The organism is Richelia intracellularis HH01, from assembly GCF_000350105.1.
GTDB classification, from domain to species: domain Bacteria; phylum Cyanobacteriota; class Cyanobacteriia; order Cyanobacteriales; family Nostocaceae; genus Richelia; species Richelia intracellularis.
In genome coordinates this window covers 1-23,637 of sequence record NZ_CAIY01000025.1, presented here as the reverse complement: position 1 = coordinate 23,637, position 23,637 = coordinate 1, and the positions used below count along the sequence as shown (strand labels likewise).

General features: G+C 33.8%; 11 protein-coding genes, 1 tRNA gene and 2 pseudogenes. 10 read left to right on the top strand and 4 right to left on the bottom strand.

Translation table 11 applies throughout. The features are described 5' to 3' along the window. Positions 1-307: 307 nt before the first annotated feature. Both RINTHH_RS01800 and RINTHH_RS01795 read right to left on the bottom strand, forming a co-directional pair. Positions 308-1,444 (bottom strand): citrate synthase, encoded by a 1,137-nt coding sequence (locus tag RINTHH_RS01800; RefSeq protein ID WP_008232205.1) that lies wholly within the window; start codon positions 1,442-1,444, stop codon positions 308-310. Between the two features lie 2,315 nt (positions 1,445-3,759). Then, the gene (locus tag RINTHH_RS01795) at positions 3,760-4,257 is read right to left on the bottom strand and encodes an HNH endonuclease (protein WP_008232202.1); all 498 of its coding nucleotides are present in this window, start codon (positions 4,255-4,257) and stop codon (positions 3,760-3,762) included. Positions 4,258-4,600: 343 nt separating this feature from the next. On the opposite strand from RINTHH_RS01795, the gene alr reads away from it, so the two are divergent. The 5 genes from alr to chlP all read left to right on the top strand — a co-directional run bounded on the left by alr (position 4,601) and on the right by chlP (position 10,952). Further along, the gene (gene alr / locus RINTHH_RS01790; protein WP_008232200.1) at positions 4,601-5,788 is read left to right on the top strand and encodes an alanine racemase; all 1,188 of its coding nucleotides are present in this window, start codon (positions 4,601-4,603) and stop codon (positions 5,786-5,788) included. 59 nt (positions 5,789-5,847) lie between these two features. Then, positions 5,848-5,982 (top strand): hypothetical protein, encoded by a 135-nt coding sequence (locus RINTHH_RS11315; protein WP_269208824.1) that lies wholly within the window; start codon positions 5,848-5,850, stop codon positions 5,980-5,982. Further along, positions 5,952-6,033 (top strand) — tRNA-Leu (locus tag RINTHH_RS01785). The genes RINTHH_RS11315 and RINTHH_RS01785 overlap by 31 nt, the downstream gene beginning before the upstream one ends. Positions 6,034-7,667: 1,634 nt before the next feature. Then, positions 7,668-9,179, top strand: a complete 1,512-nt coding sequence (crtD, locus tag RINTHH_RS01780) for a C-3',4' desaturase CrtD (protein ID WP_008232198.1) — start codon at positions 7,668-7,670, stop codon at positions 9,177-9,179. Between the two features lie 516 nt (positions 9,180-9,695). Next, a complete protein-coding gene (gene chlP, locus RINTHH_RS01775) occupies positions 9,696-10,952 on the top strand; it encodes a geranylgeranyl reductase (RefSeq protein ID WP_008232196.1) in 1,257 nt (418 codons plus the stop codon). An 895-nt stretch (positions 10,953-11,847) separates the two neighbouring features. On the opposite strand, the gene RINTHH_RS01770 is transcribed toward chlP, so the two are convergent. Beyond that, positions 11,848-13,131, bottom strand: coding sequence for a Glu/Leu/Phe/Val family dehydrogenase (locus RINTHH_RS01770; protein ID WP_008232193.1), 1,284 nt, complete (start codon positions 13,129-13,131; stop codon positions 11,848-11,850). A 998-nt stretch (positions 13,132-14,129) separates the two neighbouring features. On the opposite strand from RINTHH_RS01770, the gene RINTHH_RS11140 reads away from it, so the two are divergent. Both RINTHH_RS11140 and RINTHH_RS01765 read left to right on the top strand, forming a co-directional pair. After that, positions 14,130-14,273, top strand: a complete 144-nt coding sequence (locus RINTHH_RS11140) for a DUF2301 domain-containing membrane protein (RefSeq protein ID WP_331270885.1) — start codon at positions 14,130-14,132, stop codon at positions 14,271-14,273. A gap of 881 nt (positions 14,274-15,154) precedes the next feature. Then, positions 15,155-15,610, top strand: coding sequence for a peroxiredoxin (locus RINTHH_RS01765; RefSeq protein ID WP_008232191.1), 456 nt, complete (start codon positions 15,155-15,157; stop codon positions 15,608-15,610). A gap of 340 nt (positions 15,611-15,950) precedes the next feature. Here RINTHH_RS01765 and hpf read toward each other — a convergent pair. Next, positions 15,951-16,337: pseudogene (gene hpf, locus RINTHH_RS01760) on the bottom strand (ribosome hibernation-promoting factor, HPF/YfiA family); the annotation flags it as partial. Between the two features lie 431 nt (positions 16,338-16,768). Here hpf and lipB point away from each other — a divergent pair. The 3 genes and pseudogenes from lipB (at position 16,769) to RINTHH_RS01745 (ending at position 22,521) form a co-directional block, all read left to right on the top strand. After that, the gene (lipB, locus tag RINTHH_RS01755; protein ID WP_008232185.1) at positions 16,769-17,425 is read left to right on the top strand and encodes a lipoyl(octanoyl) transferase LipB; all 657 of its coding nucleotides are present in this window, start codon (positions 16,769-16,771) and stop codon (positions 17,423-17,425) included. A gap of 1,936 nt (positions 17,426-19,361) precedes the next feature. Further along, positions 19,362-21,067: pseudogene (locus tag RINTHH_RS01750) on the top strand (SulP family inorganic anion transporter). A gap of 83 nt (positions 21,068-21,150) precedes the next feature. Further along, positions 21,151-22,521, top strand: a complete 1,371-nt coding sequence (locus RINTHH_RS01745; RefSeq protein ID WP_008232160.1) for a cation:proton antiporter — start codon at positions 21,151-21,153, stop codon at positions 22,519-22,521. Positions 22,522-23,637: the final 1,116 nt, after the last annotated feature.

Sequence of the window (23,637 nt, the reverse complement as noted above, 5' to 3'; positions counted from 1 at the left end):
AACATGGAATATTGCATTTTTATAACTTTTATAGATTCCGTGTAAAAAGGCCTATACTCTTTATCCCAATCAAATACCCTAGTTTTTAGTTTAATGTAAACTCATCTGTTAACACTCTTACCCAGACCATACAAAATCTTGGTTTTTCCAATTCCTATAAATTAGTATATCCCTGAATGGTTTATACTTCCTACCATCTTAGGAATAGATTTTCCAGATTTTTAAAGTTCACTAAGATTTTCCAATAGTTGATAGCAAAAGAGGAGTGTAAACTCAGTAGGCAATAAAGGAAGTAATTTCCCCTCTTCTAACGCTCTCCAAGGGTAATATAGTCTTGCTTGTGAAGACCTTGATAAATTTGGGTAGGACGAAAAATTCGGTTTTCTACTAATTGCTCTTTCCAATGTGCTAGCCAGCCAGCAACACGAGCAATTGCGAAAATCGGTGTAAATAGGTCTGTAGGAATTTTCAATTTTCTGTATACCAAACCAGAATAAAAGTCAACATTAGGATATACTCCTTTATGACCTAGTTTTTCCCCTACAACCATTTCCATTTCTTGGGCAATTTCGTAATACTTATCTTGCCCGAATTTGGAGAATAATTTTTCCACTAATCCTTGTAGGATCTTAGCCCTAGGATCCTTGACCTTATAAACCCGATGTCCAAATCCCATGATTTTCGCTTTACGTGCAATCAAATTTTCCACATAAGGGCGAACATTATCTACAGAACCTATTTCCTCTAGCATCCGCACAACTTCTTCATTAGCTCCACCATGTAGTGGCCCTCCTAAAGTCCCCACAGCACTGGCAACTACTGCATAAGGATCTGTAAGGGTAGAAGCAGTGACCCTAGCACTAAATGTGGAGGCATTCATCGTATGCTCAGCATGAAGGATCAAACAAACATCGAAAATTCTTGCTACCAGACTATCGGGTTCACTTCCGGTTAGCATGTACAGAAAGTTCGAAGAATAGTCCAAATCGTCACGGGGCTCGACAGGATCATTACCTTTTCGCATTACCTGAAACGCTGCGACCATAGTGGGAATTGTCGCTAAAAGCTGCACTACTGATCTATGAACATATTTAGGGTTGTATAAATCACGTTGAGAATCAAATAAACCTAAGGCTGCTGTTGATGCTTGTAGAGCATCCATAGGATGTCCACTTTCTGGGAAGCATTTCATCATATCCCGAATACGATATTTAATCCTTCGGTGGTGACGGACTTCATACTCAAATTTTTCCAGTTCCTGCGCTGAGGGTAATACACCCCAAATTAGTAGATAAGAAGTTTCCAGAAATGTGCTTCTCTCTGCTAATTTCTCAATAGAAATACCACGGTATTCTAATACCCCATTTAGCCCATCAACACTACTAATATCCGATTGGGCAGCAGGAATTCCTTCCAAACCAGGCCTGTATTCGCACACCATCATTGCAACACCATCTGTTTATTCTAAAATTAATTGAGGCTTACAAGTTAACAGAAATATCATCGTAACAGTATTTCTTTACACAAAAAAACAAATTTTGGTAAGACTGTTATAGAGGAAGTATTTGTGTGATATCAGCAAAAACATATGACTGTTGACATCAACACTTTTATAACTAATGTCTCTTTTTATTTCCCCTCTCCTAGATGGAGACTTTAGCTCAACCACTCCTTGCACTCGACTATGATTCCATATTAGGAACTAGATAGGATGTTTTCAGATGTCACTTATTTGCCCAACTAGCTAATAAGCCTAACATAGAGAGCTAAACAAACGCATCACCTAGTAGTTAAACTAATCCAACAGTCCAAGTAATTATCGCAGTTTGTTATATTCTTGCTAATAAAGCAATAGATATTAACTCATAAGTCCAAACCCAAGTTTGACAATACTTCTGTAAACTTATCTGTTCTTTTGATGGTCTAATTTTGCTGAGTACCAATTCACAATTTTTAATTTTACTGACTACTTATTGAATAAGACTCTAACCAAAATCAATTTAGAAAAATTATATAGTCCTTATTCTTTGAGCATTTATTCTCAGTCATGAAACTTTTAACTGCGAACAGTCAATATTACTCATATTAGAATTTCTATTGATTTCACAGCAAGCAGATATGACTTGGGACATCTTTGAATATTTACTAATTTCAGAAATACTTGCTTTATATTACATAAATATATAAGACCCCGCACGTTATTCTAGATGATTGGAACCGTCATTACTCGCTGATAAGAAACTCATATGGATGCAAAATTAACATGCACAATTACACCAACTAATAAAAAAGCTTTTCTGATTAAATGATTTGTATCTAAGTTAAGAGTATTTTCACAATCCTAAAATAATCAATAACTATTTTTAATTTACCATCTTTGTTTCGGAATATACCTTAAAATATTGCAATATCTATATACTCCTCGGTTGTAAGAGAATCTTCTGATTAGAGAATAACATCAAGATAGTATTAGCTTAAATAACTAATGATCGAATTCGTAAAACTTACTTGGGTAATTAATTTCAATACCTGAGGATCACAAAATTCCATCAGATTAAACTGTCACTATTAAGCCTTGTTGCTTACACCACATTAGTTATAGAGAAGCAAATATCAGTCAATTTACAGTTATACCCATGCTAATTATGATGACCAATTACTTTAATTAATGGGAAAATATCTTGTAATAAGACTGAGATTAGTTAGCCAGCATTACTATGATTATCGATTACAAAGCCTTGAAAGGATCAAAAGTCTTTGGAATCGATACGGTAAAATGCTAAAGCAGCAAGTCTATACAGTTTGAACTAAGGCAGTATTTCCTCAAGATCTCAGAATCCTAGATTTGTCGATGACATCAGGTTAAATATCATATTTATTGAATTATTAGTTGGTAAGTCAAAACATAAAAATAAAACATCGTAACAGTATAAATCTGTTAACATAAATAAATTAATACTTGTCGGACTGAGTTAATAGCAGTTTACATAATTATTAATTTGTTTGTCATGCTTATGACTTAATATATCTTGAGAATAAAGAGATTCCCATCACTAACAATTGGGTCTTAGAAACTCGGGTAAATATTTTAATATTTGTTTATGTATCAATTTCTCCTAATTGTTAGAAAAGGTGTAGTATCTTGACCATATATTTTATGGCGGCTAGAGAAAATTTTAATTATATCGAGATTTGCCATTGAAATTTGGGGCTGTTGGAACCTGAAAATCCCATAACATAATCCATAAAGCATTTAATTTTAAAAAAATACTTGATTGTTCATCTTCTCGATCAATTTTGGAAACCCTAAGGCCAAAATAAATAAAACCACTTGGGCAAACTAATGACAAAACCTCATAAACACTATTTTTATGAAATCTCTTGTATAAAAAATTTCATCTACTAAAATAGTTGTTTCGTGAAGTTGTTACTGAAACTTACTAACCTATTTGAGAAATTTTCAACATCATAGACTAGTATTCTTAATACTTTAATTTTCTATAATTACCTCATACAAAATTTTGCTATCACGCTTGTATCTATCTATTTAAAATTCGAGAATTAGGTCTCTGGCAAATTTACATTGTGTATATACCTGAATTGACAGAGAGAAAATGGCAAATTCTGATCTTAAGTATACCGTATTATCTATTCAACAAAGTCTTTCTAGAATCTTCTATAGTGAGGATTTGCATTTGTTTATGTTAACACCAAAAAATAGTCCTCAATCAAGAAACACAAATCGATAATTTCAATTTATTACATTCCTATAACATACTTCTTCCATTCCCTATGTAAACCATTCTTAATATGTTTACTCACTTCAAAGTACAAGCTACTATAAGGCTTTCTTGGCAGTTTTCGTAGAGGCATATTGGCTTCCTGTGGTGTGCGATTTCCCTTTTTAACATTGCAACAAACACAAGCTGTAACCATATTTTCCCAAACCTCACCCCCGCCACGAGAACGAGGCACAACATGATCTAGGGTCAAATTATCTCCAGTATAACCACAGTACTGACAGGCATGGTCATCCCGATGTAGTACATTTCTCCTGGTCAAAGGCATTTCCCTATAGGGCACTCGTACATAGTAAAGTAGCCGGATTACTGTTGGAATAGGAAAACCCGTATAAAGTAGTTTATTATTGTACTCTATACGCTCTGCTTTCCCTTTTATTAACAGGACTGCAGCCCTACGCCAACCAGTGATGTTAAGCGGCTCGTAAGAGGCGTTTAATACTAAAACATTCCCCATCTATCAAAGCCTAAGGTACTAGTTTTTAATACAATAACACGAGTTTTGCTTTTTTGGTTTATTAGGTTGCGAGAATGTTTTATAGATTAGGGATCACAATAGCAGACATAACATAATGTATGGGTTATTGAGATATTATTTTATTATATAAACGCTTATAGCAAAAGCAATTGCGCTATTGTGTTGAATTATTCTACGATGGAGTAATTCTTACTATTTAAAACAGCCAAGATTCATTTCTATACTTTATTCTCTTACTGAATTAGAGATAAACTTCCTGATTGATTCATAAGAGTTTCTTACGCTTAGGATGTTTTTATAGGTTTGACAGGAGTGAATAAGAATGTTAGACAATCAAAAAGTTAAAGATTTACTTCGTGGTGATTGTGACATTTACGCTTGGCATTCTCAAAGAGCTTGGATCGAAGTCAATGGCTCAGCTTTATCTAATAATGTCAAACAGTTACACAAACTATTATCACCCCAGACTAAATTAATGGCAGTAGTAAAAGCTGATGCCTATGGGCATGGGGCAAATTTTGTTGCAAGCGTAGCTTTGGAAGCTGGTGCTAGTTGGTTAGGGGTAGCTACAGTCCCAGAGGGAATTCAACTGCGAGAGTCAGGGATTGTTGATTCGCCTATTTTAATTTTAGGAGCAACCCATACAAGCGAACAGATTCGAGCGATAATTGAGTGGAATTTACAACCGACTATCTGTACCTCCCAGCAAGCCTTGATTTTTTCCACGACCTTAGAAATCCTTGGAATATCCCTTCCTATACCTGTTCATATTAAGCTGGATACAGGCATGTCCAGATTAGGTGCTAAGTGGGAAGAGGCTGCAGAGTTTGTGCAATTAGTAAAAAGCTTACCTAAACTTAAAGTCGCCAGCATTTATTCTCATCTAGCTACTTCAGACAGTCAGGATACAATAATAATGAAACAACAGCAAGCCAGATTCGAAGCTGCAATCACACAACTCAGAATTTTTGGAATTACATCACCTTGTTCTCACCTAGCCAATTCTGCTGCTATGATGGGTGATTCATCTCTGCACTACGATATGGTAAGAGTTGGTTTGGCAATTTATGGGTTATATCCAGCACCCCATTTACGAAATACAGTCAGTTTGCTGCCAGTCATGCAGCTTAAAGCCCGAGTCACTCAAGTTAAAACCATTACTGCTAGTACTGGTGTTAGCTACAATCATACTTTTATTGCTTCTCATACCATGAGAATTGCAGTGATTGGCATTGGTTATGCAGATGGTATACCGCGCAGTCTTTCCAATAAGATTCAGGTTTTAATTCGTGGTCAGAAAATATCACAGATTGGCAGCATCACCATGGATCAAATGATGTTAGATGTCAGTAGTATTCCAGACATACAAGTCGGAGAAATAGTCACTTTACTAGGCAAGGATGGTCAAGTAGAAATTTCTGCTTATGAGTGGGCAGATGAATTGAATACTATATCTTGGGAAATTTTGTGTGGATTTAAGCATCGGTTACCCCGTGTTGTTATCATGTAGAAATAAAATTAATTATTGTTAAGCATTTTAGACGATGCATGAATAAAATAACCAATATAATGGCTATCGCAATAATAAATACGGCAAAAAGTAGCAGTATCCCCACAACATTCCAAAATTGTCTTCCGCTTGGTACTTATTTATGGTATATTGATTTATCAGTGCGGATGTGGCGGAATTGGCAGACGCGCTAGGTTTAGGTCCTAGTGCCGCAAGGCGTGAAGGTTCAAGTCCTTTCATCCGCATGTTAAAGTGGAATATTAATTACTATCCTAGATGATATTGATTTAATAATTAATTAATGGCAATGAGATTTTAATAGGTTCTTTTTTTGTATTGGACTGTGGTCTAATTCTCTTTGGTAGTCTCTGGTCGTTTGCAGCCAGGTGATTTGGCTTAGCTTAGATCCATATGATCTGGGATGACTATGCTCCGAGCATTTTTTACCATTTCAAGACGAGTGCAATTCTTATATTCTACTTGATTATTTCACTTGACTGTATTCACTAATAATTAACTTTCTATCCTCTTTTAAACTTCAAAGATTATTTGGTTTACTATCTTTTCTGAGTTTTTAGCATATGAAAATCTGTATAGTAGTCAGTAAATAGGTACAGGTTTTTAATTGTTCCATTAGGCTATAACTTTATTATTATAAATTTATGAATATAATTTTAGTTTAGTTTAATTACTATGAGATTGCACTTGCTATATAGTATAAAAAAATATTATTTGTAAGTTCCACTATTTACTAATCACTATAAAGAGATTTTCTGAGATATTCTACATCTGTATCAATTCATGAGTGGGAAATTCAAAGTTAATTTGATGTTCCTATCCCTATCTACAAAATTTAGGAAATTTTTGGATCTGGTTGAGAGGGTATATGGTAGTGAAAACTTTCATATGTTTTTAGATAAAAGATTTTCACTGAATCTCTTGGTTATTTAATCAGGGAGGTTGAATCATTAATCTTGAAGTGATGATTCAACCTATAATGTACCTATAATTCACTCTGATATTTAGTTGAATAGATTATTTAAACACTAAAAGAATTGGGTCTTAGTTTAACCTCAAGATTCAAATATAGAAAAAACAGATTTCACAGCAATATTATAATTAGATCAGTATATTAAAGCTAGGAAAATATTGGTTTTAAGTAAGAAGAGTGTAGAAAAAGTTTAGAGTAAAAATCTCCATAAACTACTCTAATTATAGAGATAAATTATGCTAGATAATTTACCCAGAAGAATAATAAAAAGTCGAATAAATAATATGCCTTGTATATAAATATTGCTACTACAATGGCATCACAAATAATTGGTTAAAGAGATATCAAGCAAAAGTTCTATAGTTAATCTATAGGACTTTTACTTAAGAATAGCTAAAAAACCCTAAGACAAATATATACAACTATTTCTACTGGTATACTTGACTATCTTCCAATAAATATAATATTCTATTTTCATTTTCCGGATACTGGTAGTGTTGAATATGCCCTTTAACCCTATCAATCATGAGTTCATGGAAATAGTAAAAACTTAGTCAATTAATGTATGCGTTCTTATAGTGATTTCAATGATACTGTATTCTCACTTGAAGTATATTCTAAAGTTAATTATAATCTATGCAGATATCAACGAACCTGAGTACTGAGTATACCCTATCTTAAATAAGATTTCTGGTAACTTAATAACATTTGAGAGAAATTATCCTAAATCCAACAGGATTTAGGATAATTTCTCCCATTTGCTAAATATTAACTAACATATATATTTAACTTCAGTCTTTTGGAAAATGATTAAGTTTTTCCGCGTGGAAATATTATAAATATGATAAATTGACAAAAAATATTAAAACTAAGTTATATAAATTATCAATGCCAAATCAGCGTGTAGGTGGAAAAAAATCCCGTGTCATTTCTATTGGTGCTGGTATTGGGGGCCTGACTGCTGGGGCATTATTAGCCCACAGGGGTTATGATGTCTTAATGTTAGATCAGGCAATAGTTCCTGGAGGTTGTGCATCTTCCTTTAAACGTCAAGGTTTTACTTTTGATGTGGGGGCAACCCAGGTAGCAGGTTTAGAGCCAGGGGGAATTCACCACCGGATTTTCACCGAATTAGGTATAGACTTACCCCCTGCAACTCCTTGTGATCCATCTTGTACAGTATATTTACCAGGGGAAACCCAACCAATTAATGTTTGGCGGAAACCTGAAAAGTGGCAACAGGAGAGGCAAAAACAATTTCCTGGTAGCGAACCTTTTTGGCAGTTACTATCAAATTTATTTAAGGCCAGTTGGAAATTTCAACAACTCGATCCAGTACTTATACCCCGTAGTTTATGGGACTTATTACAACTAACTAAGGCTATACGTCCTAGCACACTGATTACAATACCTTATACCCTGTCTACAGTAGGTGATGCTTTACGTCTTTATGGTTTGGGAAACGATAAGCGTTTGCGAACTTTTTTAGATTTGCAATTGAAGTTGTATTCCCAAGTGAATGCTGAGGAGACAGCATTACTTTATGCGGCAACGGCTTTGAGTATATCACAAGAGCCACAAGGGCTATACCATCTGCACGGGAGTATGCAAACACTTAGTGATCGATTAGTAAGTAGCTTCGAAAGGGATAGTGGGAAGTTATTGATGCGTCACACTGTTAAAAGTATTCAAGTGGAGAGGGGAAAAGCTAAAGGAGTGGTAATTTATAACCAAAGAACAGGAAAAGTTTGGACAGAAGCTGCAGATTATATAGTTGCTAATGTTACAGTTCAAAATTTAGTTAAATTAATGGGTAAGCAAACTCCATCAGGGTATAGACAACGAGTGATGAAATTACACCCTCCATCTGGCGCATTCGTTGTCTACCTGGGTGTCGAGGAAATGGCAATCCCTCCTAAATGTCCTCTTCATCTTCAATTTATGTATGATGAAGATAGCCAGACTAGAGAAGATAATTCTTTGTTTGTTTCCGTAAGTCATCCTGGAGATGGTCGTGCGCCTAAAGGAAAAGCTACAATAGTCGCTTCTTGCTTTGTAGATACAGAATTATGGAATAACTCGCTATCTTATACTGATTTAAAAAGTAAATATACTGATAAAACTATCACTCACCTTTCTAAATTGTTTAAATTGACACCAGAAACAGTTGTCTACCAGGAGGCAGCAACACCCCTAACATTTGCTAGGTTTACTGGTAGAGATAAAGGGTTTGTTGGTGGGATCGGCCAAAGACTGTCAACTTTTGGGCCTTTTGGTTTCGCTAATCGTACACCTATTAAGAATTTATTGTTAGTTGGTGACTCAACTCATCCCGGCGAAGGAACAGCAGGAGTAAGTTATTCTGCAATCACTGCAGTGAAACAAATTGAGCATGAATAATAGGCATTTTTGAGTGAAAGCATTAATATGCCAAATCAAAAAGTTGAGAAGATTCCAAAGATATTTTCCTTAATAGTGGTAGGCCAAAATTTTGGGTGATAAAAGTTAGAGGGTGAGAAAGACATTACCTCAAAATTTTTGTCCTTGCTTACAGGGGAAATAGAAAATGTTTGAATGGCAAGTGCAAAATTTTATTTATGTTTTAGAAAATTAATTCTATGTCTAGACTAGCTAAAATATATCCCAATAGTTCAAGCGAAAATATTCTCAACAAACCTAAATATTTCCAAATGGATTTGGTTTTATCAGTTTATTTAGGTCTTAAAAACATTTGGATAATACGATTTTCAAAGTTCATTATCATGATACTTTGCATGATTTGAATTTACACTTTCAACTACCCCTTGGAAATTATATAAAGGTTAATCAGACAAATTACGATTAAATATTAAGGGATATTGCATTTTCCCATATTTTGTATTTATAAGGATAATTTAGCTAAATCCACATGATAGGATGCTTCCAGTAAATGTCGAGATTGGGGGAAGACCTTTGACACTACGGGTTGCTGTTGTTGGCTCAGGTCCAGCTGGTTCTTCAGCTGCAGAAACGCTGGCAAAGGCTGGTATTGAAACTTATTTGTTTGAGCGCAAACTTGATAATGCGAAGCCTTGTGGCGGTGCTATTCCTCTTTGTATGGTGAGTGAGTTCGATTTGCCTCAAGATATTATTGATCGCCGGGTGCGAAAAATGAAAATGATATCGCCCTCTAACCGTGAGGTGGATATTTGTTTAGTTAATGAAGAAGAATATATAGGGATGTGCCGTCGGGAAATATTAGATGGGTATCTCCGGAATAGAGCAGCTAAACTAGGTGCTAATTTGATTAATGCTACTGTCTATAAACTTGATATTCCTGTAAGTAGTAAGGATCCTTATACTATTCATTATGTAGACCATAGAGAAGGTATAGCTAAGGGAATTACCAAAACCCTCAAGGTGGATTTAATTATTGGTGCAGATGGTGCTAACTCCCGCATTGCTAAAGAAATGAATGCTGGGGACTATAATTATGCAATTGCATTTCAAGAGAGAATTCGCCTGCCTGAAGATAAAATGGCATTTTACAATGACCTGGCAGAGATGTATGTTGGCAATGACGTTTCCACGGACTTTTATGCTTGGGTATTCCCCAAATATGACCATGTAGCCGTTGGCACTGGCACAATGCACATTAATAAGGCCAGTATTAGGCAATTGCAAGCTGGTATCCGTGCCCGTGCTACTAAGAAGTTAGAAGGTGGGAGGATTATTAAGGTAGAGGCACATCCGATTCCTGAACATCCACGTCCTCGTCGTGTAGTTGGACGCATTGCTTTAGTTGGGGATGCAGCAGGTTACGTGACAAAGTCATCCGGTGAAGGTATTTACTTCGCTGCCAAGTCTGGGCGGTTGTGTGCAGAGACCATTGTGGAAATTTCTGATAATGGTGATAGCATTCCCACTGAAGAGGATATTAAACTTTACACTAAACGTTGGGATACTAAATATGGACTCACCTACAAAGTCTTAGATATTCTGCAAACTGTTTTCTACCGTTCTGATGCAACAAGGGAAGCATTTGTGGAAATGTGCAGTGATTTAGATGTGCAAAATCTTACATTTGATAGTTACTTGTATAAGACTATCACACCCACTAATCTTCTTACCCAGTTGAAGATTACTGCTAAAACCATTGGAAGTTTAATCCGCGGTAATGCTCTTGCACCTTAATTTATTTAGCTAGGGTATGGGATGGTTATTACCAATACTGTATTGTAGCTTGATGGTTGTGAAAATTATTTAAAAGGCATTATTGTATTAATAGTCTCGCTACAGATAAAACTCATTTGCATAATTGCATAGTGTTACTAGCAGCTATACAAACTTTTTGCCAGGCATTATTTTGGGAGCATTATTGAATAGGAACCACTACTGGGTTTTCTTTTTCCCCTCAGATTTATAAATTCATGAAGTTAATCCGGCCTCTTGATTATTTGGGGCCGGAATTTTAATTTCTGTCTTTATAATTGTAATTGTATATGTTGTCACATTCACAGCAGTAGCCCAGGATTCATATTACTCCTCAATTTATCCTCATTGATATCCCTAGATACATTTCCATTGAACCAATCCTATACAATAGTTCCTATCATTTTTTATTAGGATAAGTACCTGCAATTATTTATAGAGTTATTGGAAAACAAGGTAGGTTAGAAGGTTAATCATTAGTGGATGATACGGGGAAAATCCCAAATACTGAACTATGGGTAATTACAACTCATGTAGACAATAGCTGGATTGAATAGGAAAGCCCTTAAAACTTTGTTAGCAAGGTTAAGTACCATCTACAATATAAACAATAAGCACATTCTATATCATACTAAAGTAATTTCGAGGTATGGCATAAATCCTGATTACATTATCCTGAAGACAGAACACTTTGTATTCTATTTTACTTAGTAAGTATTAGTTAATATTTATGCCTAATGAAGTAAGACCTTTATTTGACAGGAATAATGCTTAAGCTTATTACTAAGCTTTTTTATCTATTGTCCATATTGAGATGGTTCGTTCACAAAGAACCTGAATTATAAAACAATTTCTTAATGAACAAATTAAACTTTATTTAGGTATTTTGGTGGGAATATAAACCTCTATCAACTAATGCCTTAGCTACCCTGTCTATACCTAAAGTATAAGATGCTAACCGCAAAGATATTCCCCGTTCCTTCGATTGATGAATTACTTTACGATATGCATTTACAATAATTCTTTCCAGTTCTTGATTTACCTTTTCCTCTTCCCAAAACAGGTAAGATAAACCCTGTACCCATTCCAGGTAACTTACCACAACCCCGCCAGCATTCGCTAAAATGTCAGGTAATACAGTAGCACCACCATCTTCTAAGATCTTACTAGCATTGAGAGTAATAGGTCCATTGGCAGCCTCAGCAATAATATTGGCTTGGATCTCATGGGCATTTTCTTCTGTAATCTGATTTTCCATAGCTGCAAGAACTAAAACATCACAGGGCAGGGTTAGTATTTCTGCATTACTGATGGGTTTTGCTTGGGGAAAACCAGCTAGACTTCTGTTGTTATCTGCGTATGCTTTCAATGCGGAAACATCTAACCCATTTTCTGCAAAAACACCACCTGAACTTCTAGAAACAGCAACAATTTTTGCTCCGGCATTTTGCATTAATATGGCTGCTGCCGCACCTACATTGCCAAAACCCTGAACAACGATCCGTGTCCCTTCAAAAGATCTATTTACATCCGCCAAAGCTTCACGAACAGTAAGCATTGTACCCCTTCCTGTTGCCATATCTCTACCAAGAGAACCACCAATGGAAAGAGGTTTGCCAGTTACTACTCCCATTACAGCATAACCTTGATTCGTGGAATAAGTATCCATCATCCATCCCATTTCTCTAGCAGAAGTACCCATATCAGGTGCAGGTATATCTACCAAAGGACCTATGTCTTTGATTAGCTCGCTGGTATAACGACGAGTAATAGTTTCTAATTCCTTTACAGAGTAGAGTTTTGGATCCATGGTAATACCACCTTTTGCACCTCCATAGGGAATACCCATTAATGCACATTTCCAAGTCATGAGCATTGCTAATGCAGATACCTCTCTTATCGTTACCATGGGGTGGAAACGGGTTCCTCCCTTATAAGGCCCTAAAACACCATTATGTTGTACCCGATGTCCTGTTAGAACCTCAACTTCTCCATTATCCCTTTTAATCGGAATGGAAACTGTAATAACCTTGCTAGGGCTACTGAGAATCTCAGCAAGCCCTTTATTTATATTTAATTCCTTCACTGCTTGACGCAAATAACTATTAGCTTGCTCAAGTGGGCAAAGATTTTCTGAAGAAGGAACTTCTTTGGAAGGCATGGCAATTTTTCCCTAAAAACGAGTATTTGTTAAAAACAGCTATCTACTATATTTACTATAAGTTAGCCTTATTTTCTTAAGAAAATTAAAATATGGTAAATTTCGTTATATTACCTTCTAAAAACCCTAAATCATAATTTTCCAATATACATATTTTTTTCTAAAATGCCATATAAATTCTTGGTGAGATAAAATCTACAATAGGCATGGTAATATTTAATTCTTTGGTCCTGAATTATTCTCACCATAGGTATTTTTCTGAAGAGGCTAATGGCCATCCTGGAAAAGGAATAAAGCGATTCCGGCTCCAGCTCAAATTATTTTGTTTTGTGGACACTACTAATCAATACACATGGCCAGTTGAATAATAGAAGCTGCAACCTTATAGTAAGTAAAAATAACACTACAATCATACTATGATTGTAGTGTTTGTTGCACTGTATCTATCACCCTCATTTTTTTAAAGATTAGGATTCATAAAATATCTACCAATTCAGTACATAAAGGATAATGGTTAATGGGTGGCAATAAATACCACCTTGGAATGGAGACAAGATGAAATAGCCATTACTAGATTTAAAAATATACAAATTTAAATTAGAAGTCGAGATTAACTATGACTGCATCCAAGTCAAAAATTTGCAGTAGATAATTTAGTAATTTCACTATTACTAAAAGTGATCGCCGAAGGGGAATTATTTACCACATCAACTTATGTTGGTGGATATATGCTGGATTTTAGTATTTTCTTAGGTGTTAGTTTGTTGACAATTCAAATCTATATAACAAATTTACTCTGCACTCTGCAAATATTCTGGGGAGTATATAGCCTTAGTACCATAGTACTGGCATTTCTTAGTTGTAAGCCTTTAGGCAACAATTTATATTATTAACCAAACACGATAATAGTGATTAGTTTCACTCTTATTCCCCTGATAGGTATATATTTTAAATAAGCATTTTGTTTGAATAATATGGAGGCTAATTGATTAACCCCAATAATCCCTATTTTAATACTTGGACATTTATTTAGAAATTTACCCCTGTTTGGAGAGAAATTCTTACTTTATCTTTGGGCAATTTTATTTATGATTTTTACCATACGCAAATCAACTAAAGTCATTCTTGCTGAGTATTGGTGACAAATCTGTATGTGAATATTTAAAAGTATAGCACCTTGGCTACTAAGTAATTAATTCTATTGGTGTATAGTATTGGTAAAATGAAAAGCATAACATGGGAAAATCATCTAATGCATTTTAATATCAATATTTAAAATGTATTAGATTTCAGATTTGAGTTTTTACTTGCTAATTTATTTTATTAGATTTTCAATAAGTCAATTCTGGAATTTGCTTATTATGCATTAAACTAGCCAAGCTACTTAAGCAAATATATCGACAAAACTCAATCAAATTCTGTTTTCTATCAAAAACACTAATGATTTTTATCATAAATTCTCTTCATCCTCTATTAAAGTAGTGATAACTTTGGTTTGGGAGCTTTTTAATACATTTATCATTAGCTCGAAATCTTACACAATAATCTGATCACTTGTATTATCTAAGATCCATATGCCCCATATAAAGGGAGATATTATAAGAGGATATAAGTGATCAGATTTTTACAATAATATGCATGTATAATCAACTACTTTATATACTATTTTAATTTACCTAATAGTATCCTAACTCATACTAATCACACTACTCATACTAAAATTATTGAGTTGAACATTTAACAATATCTGGGACTTGGGTTTTAGTATCTATTTATCTAGTGTTTTATTCTAATTAATTAAGTATGACAATTATCAAGCACTCAATTTAATAAGACATATTAAACCTATTAAATTTTTATCTTCAGGCAGAGATCCTAAGAAAAATAACTTAAGGCCAATTATTTATAATATAATCCTTATGAGTTTTGTATTATAGTTTCCCCTACAGAACATATGGGAAAATTATAATACTTAATTATCTACGTAAGGTTATATTATACTGATAATTTAGACATAATTTTTATGGCAGTTAAAATTGGGGAAAAGGCTCCCGAATTTACCCTTAGAAATCAACATGGTAAACTGGTAAGCCTCAAAGATTTTCTTGGAAAAACAATTGTACTATACTTTTATCCTAAGGATGACACACCTGGATGTACCGCAGAGTCATGTGCTTTTCGAGACGAGTATCAAGTCTTTCAGTCTGCCGGAGTAGAGTTAATTGGTGTCAGTGGTGATTCGACAAGATCCCATCTAGAATTCGGCCGTAAATACCAACTACCATTTACTTTACTAAGTGATAATGGTGGCAAGGTACGTCAATTGTATGGTGCAATGACTGCTTTCGGTTTATTTCCCGGACGAGTCACGTATATTATTAATCCAGAGGGAATAGTACAATATGTATTTGATTCGATGTTCAATTTCAAGGGTCATGTAGAAGAAACGCTTAAACAAATTCAAGTTACACAAAGCTAAGATAACTAACTTATACTAGAAAGCAAATCAGTCTTGTTCAACTAGGAAGTTTCAGCAATAGCTACAAACCCTGAGAAGTAAGAATGTAGAGATATGAGATCTCACATCTCTACATTAATTTGAGTTAATTTCTAAGACAAGATAATGTAGGATTAACAAAGACTTTTAAGTCATGGAAAGATATGGCTTTGCCATTATTATTACTAGTTCCGTATGCACATTTCCTCCGCCTGCGAGCCTGAATTATGCAATAGCATTCATACATGATATCACTTCTGTAGATTCGCTAATGACTATTAAGTGGGATAGAAAAATCTTCAGTATAAACAAATTAACTATGGAGTTCCGGAATGCGTTGACCAATCAAATCCCCAATAGTATTCCCCATGGGAATAAGTTCATTAATTGACCTGGCATGAGTTATCTTTCTTTGACGACGTTCTTTATACTTACGTAGCTTACGAGTAATTTTATCTGCTACCAGATTAATACTAACATAAAGGTTCTCGCTTATCTCCTCTGCCCGGATAACACTCCCATTCGCCAAAATATTCACTTCTGCTGAGTGTTTTGCTGTGACTCTGGGATTCTGAGCCATGCTAATATATACATTTATTTCACCAGTAATATTTTGGAAGTTCCTCACTGCTTTCTTAAGCTTCCGGTGCAAATACTCTCTAATAGCTTCTGTAATCTTAATATTTTTTCCGTGGATAACAAGCTTCATCTAAACTTTCCTCCTCAAATATTTTGATATATTCTCGGCTGTGCCTAAAAAGGAGCATGGAAAATTAAATTAATAGTAAAAAACATCAACAAACCTATGTTAAGGTTGTATAATGGGTAATGGTATTTCAATGGGAATATCAGCTATATAAGCAATTTCTATTTCCCATGCCATGCTCCTTATATGTTTGTTTTTTGGTGAATATGTTTATCTTTTGGTGAATGTATGGATTCTACATCTATTCAGCCCCATACGCAAGTATGTTTACATAATTTAAACTAAACATTCTGTACTTAGTGTAATTAATTTATTTTACTTTAATTTGCTTTATAATCCTTTGTGCTAATTGAAGTGTTCTCTATACCTTCGTACTTTACGCTATGAAGTTTATCTGGTTTTCAAGATAATTCAAGAATTTTTAGGTGTTTTGTATGTTTTCATCAACACGAAAGTGTTTATTATATCAACAAGGACTGGTTCCATACTTGGAAGCACATGAGTGGCAGAAATCACTATTAGTTGAGAGACGAGAGAATCCTGAACTAGATGATGTATTGATCTTGTTAGAGCACCCATCTGTTTATACTTTAGGAAAGGGGGCAAATCATGATTTTCTAAAGTTTGATCCCCAGGTTATTGGATATGAAGTTTACCAGGTAGAGCGTGGAGGAGAAGTCACTTACCATTGTCCTGGACAATTAATAGGATATCCTATAATGAATTTACAGTATCATCAGAAAGATTTAAACTGGTATTTGAGACAGTTAGAAAAAGTTTTAATTCAAACACTTGAAATCTATGGGCTTCATGGAGAATGTTTACCTGGTTTTACTGGTGTTTGGTTGGAAGGATATAAAATTGCAGCCATCGGTATAAAAGTTAGTCGCTGGATTACCATGCATGGTTTTGCCATTAATATTTGTGCAGACATGACTGGCTTTAAACATATTGTACCCTGTGGGATTGTAGATAAGCCTGTGGGATGTTTAGAAAAGTGGCTTCCAGGGATTACAGTAAAAGAGGTTAGCCCCATAGTTGCCCATGTTTTTGCACAAGTATTTAATTTAGAATTAGTAAGACAATCATAGATAACGAGAAACCTGTAAATGCTAGGTTGGTTATTAGGTCGCTCCCTCATTCTCCGAGAGATTAGTGTGTTGATATTTACTATCTTATGTCGTTAAAATAAATAAATTAATATATGCAAAAAAGAGGTATTGCTGAAAGTTGACAGAGAGTAATAACTTCTAATACTTTAATGTTCAAAAATAACACTTACATAACTTTGCCAGGATTCTATCAACATAATGATCAAAGCTGTAATCAAGATAGAAATCTTAATCTGAACTCCTCCCAAAAACATATATGTAATACACTCATGTCAGCTACTGTCAATTTATCAATATTATTCATTCATACTTAGATACCTTATTATATTCTTGAATTAACATTTAGCAATTTGGAATTATTACATATAAATTTGAAGATATAAAAGATAGAAAGAATTTTTTTAAATAAAATTAAATTATTTTATAAGTTTTTCAATTATATCATCATCTCATGGAAATAACTTAAGATGATAATACTTATTGCCTGGGGAATATTTTGTAGTGTCCAATTATATCTAAATCAATAGTTAACTTCATATAACATTTTGAGCATATGTTATGTCCCCAGATTATCAATAACTAAGGATATAATTGCATATTATAGTTGCGGTGAAGCGGCCTGCAAAAAGCTAAGATTATAGATTATTATATTAAATAGTTGTGATATCCAACAATATAAGTATTTTCTTAGCACGATAAATACATGTATTATATAAGTATAGAGATAAGTTCAGAAAAAGTGCCAAACGCTTAAATAAGGAAATATGTGATAGTATCTTTTCTGTCAAAGAAAATCATTAATAAAACATAAATCAAACATTATTAATAGAATTACTTGGGAATCTTGATGAGTCAAACTATTAATGGTTGATGCCGTTTAAAATACTATCAAATACCCCTAAGATTATAGAAGAGAAAGAATATGGGTTTATGTTTAACAAAAGAAGATACACTGTCAACATGTGACAGCGTTAGATAATCTATTAGTAAATAGTTTTAGCTTTAAATAAAGTAAATTCGGCAAGGGTGTTATAACTATAAATTTATAAAAATAGCAGCTAGTATTTTCGAAAACATTTCCATTTATGTGTAATTATGGCTTGCTAATAAACCCCAAATGTAAAAAAATAGTCATTTTTTATAATAAGCCTAATGACAATTATCACTGCTACTAGGTGATACTTTATAGCCTGTTAAAATAAATTTTGAAAATGAATGAAATTGTAGGATTTTTACTTAAACTCTTGATAATCATTTAATAAATTTGCTATAATTAGAGACATTCTAAAATATGGCAAATTTATATATGTTAATTAGAAGCCCCAACTTAAATTATCATTAAATATTTGATAAGTCATTTCAGGAATAATAATCATCTTTCCAAAACATGTTTTAAGCCTCATATATATATGAGGCTTAAAACAAACTATCTTAAGGGTATTTGATAGTATTTTAAACGGCATCAATCATTAATAGTTTGACTCATCAAGATTCCCAAGTAATTCTATTAATAATGTTTGATTTATGTTTTATTAATGATTTTCTTTGACAGAAAAGATACTATCACATATTTCCTTGATTAAGCATCATATAATTTATTTGCACTAATTTATATGATGCATGAAAGTTATATTATAAATAATAGAGTTTAGAGCCATATTTAAATTTGGGCACAATGATATATAGCTTACTCTGAAGATTAGGTAACTAAGTTTTTACTCTACTCTGAAAACATTATTTTGCATAATAAAACATACTAGACTTTTATATAAATAAACTACTCAAAGTTTAGCTTTTACTCTATTTGTTCAATAACTTAACCTCTAGTTGATTTCCCAGTAAATACAGGAAGAATTCATCGAAACAGGTTTATAGTCTCCCTTATCTGTCATATGAAGTGAAGTAAATTTAACCCATGCAAATTTTGAATCGCATCCATTTTAGAAATCTTCGTGGTGACATCTTTGGAGGTTTAACCTCAGCGATTATCTCCTTGCTCTTAGCTATTGCATTCAGTGTTGCTTCTGGGATGAGACCAATATCAGGTGTATATGGTGCTGTGATAATAGGTTTATTTGCAGCATTATTTGGTGTTACACCAACCCTAATAATTTCCGAACCCACTGGGCCAATGACTGTCATCATGACTGGTGTTATAGCTTCTATGATAGCAAAGGATACAGAGTAGCGTGGCAATGGCATTCACGGTGGTAATCTTAGCAGGTATGATTTAATTACTGTTTGGTATATTTAAACCAGGCAAATATATTACCTTAATGCCTTATAGTGTTATTTCTGGCTTCATGTCGGGAATTGTTTCAATTCTAGTGATTTTACAAATTGCCCCATTGGTGGGCGAACAAGTACCAAAAGGTGGGGTAATTGGCACTATTATTAGCAATATTCCAACCTTAATTACTAATATTAATGCCCCTGATTTGGTATTAGGAGGGTTAACAATCACTATTTTATTCCTAACACCATCAAAATTGAAGTATTTCTTTCCTCCACATTTAATTGCATTAATTATTGGTACTCTAGTTTATATAACTGTTTTGCAACATCCTGAGATAGCAAGAATACCAGAAATCCCTGCAGAATGGCCAAAACTACAATTACCGTATTTCACACCCGGGCAAATAACTTGCTATTAGATAGTATTGTTTTGGCAATAATGGGGTGTATTGATACTCTTTTAACCTCTGTAATTGCAGATAGTTTAACCCGTGTTGAGCATAAATCTAATAAAGAACTAATTTGTCAGGACATTGCTAACTTAATTTCTGGCTTGTTTGGGGGTCTACCTGGTGCAGATGCAACTATAGGAACTATAGTTAACATTCAAACAGGAGCTAAAACTGCACTATCAGGAGTAACTCGTAGTTTAGTATTAATAATAGTAATTTTGAGTGCTGCAAGACTAGCTCAAAATATTCCCATGTCTGTATTGACTGGTATTGCCTTAAAAGTGGGTCTTGATATCCTAGATTGGAATTTCCTCAAGTGTGCTCACAAAGTATCACTTAAGGGTGCGCTAATTATGTATGATGTATTATTTTTAACAATATTTGTAGATTTAATTGTTGCTGTAGGTGTAGGTTTATTCATAGCAAATATTTTGACTATTGAGCATCTTTTTAACCTTCAATCAAAAGAAGTTAAAACTATTAGTGATACTGATGAAAAAATTAATCTAACTAATATAGAGAGGTCTTTACTTGAACAAGTAAATGGAAGAATACTGTTATTTTACCTTAATAGTCCTATGATATTTAGGGTGGCAAAAGCAATTTCTCGAGAGCATTCAGCGATGAGAGATGCAGATGCTCTCATAATAGATTTAAGTGATGTACCGTACCAATGTTAGGAGTAACTGCTTGTTTGGCAATTGAAAACACAGTTAAAGATGGAGTTCATAGAGGTCTGCAAGTATTTATTGTGAGTGCTGCAGGTAAGGTTAAACAGCGTTTAGAACGATTTGACTTATCACAAATTTTACCTCCCAACCACTTGTTGGCAAATCGTACAGAGGCACTTCAGCAAGCACTTTTTTTTGTAATAAAATACTCAGGCTACACAAGTAGTAACATTCTAGCATTGGATGATTCAACCATTTTGTAGGAATATATATGTCTGGGGCAATTAAAATTAACCCTAAGCATTTTTCATTTTGCCCACAAACTCATAGTCAGAAATAAAACATAATGATAACTTCAGTTAACTGGATTTCCGACTTGCCTTTGCTGGCAACGGCAGCAGAATCAGAATATGCTCCCTTTGTACTTGCAGGGGTATTACTGAGTTTAGTGATAATTTATCTTGCTGGTAAACTTGGTGGTGAATTGTCAAAAATGATGGACTTACCCCCAGTTTTAGGCGAATTGTTGGGTGGTGTAGTTGTGGGTATTTCGGCGTTACATCTATTAGTATTCCCTGATAGTGGTGTGATAGCTTCTGAATCGGTGGTTATAACTACCTTAAAATTCATGGGTAACCTCACACCGGAAGCTGTTACAGCTATATTTTCCAGTCAGAGCGAGTCTATTTCTATTTTAGCAGAGCTAGGTGTAATTGTTTTATTATTTGAGATCGGTCTAGAATCAGATTTGCAAGAATTAAAGAAGGTTGGATATCAAGCTGCAATTGTAGCTGTTGTTGGGGTGATTGCCCCTTTTACAGCTGGCACAGTTGGGTTGATATTTTTATTTCATATTCCTGTTATTCCCGCAGTATTTACTGGTGCAGCACTAACTGCTACTAGCATCGGTATTACCTCCAAAGTACTTTCTGAACTTGGATACCTGAAATCAAAAGAAGGACAAATTATTGTTGGTGCTGCAATCATTGATGATGTTCTGGGTATTATTGTTTTAGCAGTAGTTGCGAGCTTGGCAAAAACAGGTGAGGTAGATATTGTTAATGTTATTTATCTTATTGTCAGTGCCACTATATTTCTTGTTGGTTCTATTTTACTTAGTAAGTTCTTTAACAAAAGCTTTGTTTTCATTGCAGACAAACTGCAAACTCGAGGAAAACTTGTTATCCCTGCCTTTATCTTTGCTTTTTTTATGGCATTTCTTGCCAATGCAATTCACTTAGAGGCAATATTAGGGGCATTTGCTGCTGGTTTAGTTCTGGATGAAACAGACAAGCGTAAGGAGCTGGATCAACAAGTAGTTCCCATTGCAGATATCTTAGTTCCTATTTTCTTTGTTACTGTAGGAGCAAAGGTTGATTTGGGTGTGCTGAATCCAATGGCTTCAGAAGATAGGGAGGGGCTTATTATAGCTATATTCCTTCTTATAGTTGCAATTTGTGGTAAACTCATTACTGGTTGGTCTGTATTTGGTCAACAAGGAATTAATCGCTTTGCCATTGGTTGTGGAATGATTCCGCGTGGTGAAGTGGGATTGGTATTTGCTGGAATTAGTGAGGCCAGTGGGATATTGGAAAAACCACTACAAGCAGCAATTATTATTATGGTAATTTCGACTACTTTTCTTGCACCACCATTATTGAGGCAAGCCTTGAAAGAAATAAGTTCTGAAGTGAAAGAAAATGCTGATATTAGTTAGGTGAAAGAGATTAGGTTGATTTTTTTCATATTTTTTATGCCCAAATCCCCATAGGGGTTTGGGTTAGATTTTTCAATCTAGAATAAGGGCTAGACTTTGTAATAACCAAATATTCTTAGAAAAGACTTATAGGTCAATAATTAATTATTGACCCCATCCTAAGGCAGCCTAAAATATTTATCAATAACTACAAATAAATTCGCTAATTATATTACTTTGATATTGTGCGGAAACAAGATAAAAAAAATCAGAAACTTTAGTCAATCAATATCTTGGATTAATTACTGAGACTTAACAGAATAAGCAAAAGTATAGCTCTACTACCAAGTAGTATTGAGCATCAAGATAACATTAGTATATTAATAGCTAAAAATTCTTAAATAATCTATCATGAGTTATATGAAAGATTTTTCATACAGGCCACTATTAATCTGGATTCTTATCTAGTTAGGTTATAGCTAAGAATTATTAGCCTGTATAAAAACTTTTTTATCTCCCAAATAATCCCTTTGATTAAATGCCATAAATTAAAACTTGTAGAACTAATTATAAAGTATAAAAAATCATAAATGTTATATTTTTTAGTATTTTAACTATTAATTATTGACTTAGATAAGCTCTTATAATTTTCCAATTTTGCCTTAAATTAATTACTAAAATACAATGAATTACGATTCATATAATATCTCTATTTAATTTATAAAAAGATATATATACTGGTTATTATAGGGTAAAATATTTAGTTGAAAATATACATCTAAAGCATTTGACTAAAATATAGAAAATTGAGTTTATTAATGAATAGATATTAATTTTAAATCTACTCTCATACCTACCTAGTTAACTTGTAGTAATTGGGGTATTGATAAACCCATATTACACAAATTTCTAACTGTCAGTTTAAGTTGTAATCATTTCATCTACAAGCATTATGTTTAATACTTATATAGAGAAAAGTCTTATAGCATAAAAATACTGTGAGAGGAAATCAAGATATACTTGAGAAAAATATAATTTATTGATACTTATTTTGTTTTACCTGTAGTTATAACGTGTATATGTAAATTAGCTATCATATAAATTCAAGATGTAAACTAAGTAGAATCGAATATATTC

Bases quoted from the DNA above. Each gene is read 5' to 3' on its own strand.
- RINTHH_RS01800 (WP_008232205.1), bottom strand. From the start codon at position 1,444: ATGATGGTGTGCGAATACAGGCCTGGTTTGGAAGGAATTCCTGCTGCC.
- RINTHH_RS01795 (WP_008232202.1), bottom strand. From the start codon at position 4,257: ATGGGGAATGTTTTAGTATTAAACGCCTCTTACGAGCCGCTTAACATC.
- alr (WP_008232200.1), top strand. From the start codon at position 4,601: ATGTTAGACAATCAAAAAGTTAAAGATTTACTTCGTGGTGATTGTGAC.
- RINTHH_RS11315 (WP_269208824.1), top strand. From the start codon at position 5,848: ATGGCTATCGCAATAATAAATACGGCAAAAAGTAGCAGTATCCCCACA.
- crtD (WP_008232198.1), top strand. From the start codon at position 7,668: ATGCCAAATCAGCGTGTAGGTGGAAAAAAATCCCGTGTCATTTCTATT.
- chlP (WP_008232196.1), top strand. From the start codon at position 9,696: ATGCTTCCAGTAAATGTCGAGATTGGGGGAAGACCTTTGACACTACGG.
- RINTHH_RS01770 (WP_008232193.1), bottom strand. From the start codon at position 13,131: ATGCCTTCCAAAGAAGTTCCTTCTTCAGAAAATCTTTGCCCACTTGAG.
- RINTHH_RS01765 (WP_008232191.1), top strand. From the start codon at position 15,155: ATGGCAGTTAAAATTGGGGAAAAGGCTCCCGAATTTACCCTTAGAAAT.
- lipB (WP_008232185.1), top strand. From the start codon at position 16,769: ATGTTTTCATCAACACGAAAGTGTTTATTATATCAACAAGGACTGGTT.
- RINTHH_RS01745 (WP_008232160.1), top strand. From the start codon at position 21,151: ATGATAACTTCAGTTAACTGGATTTCCGACTTGCCTTTGCTGGCAACG.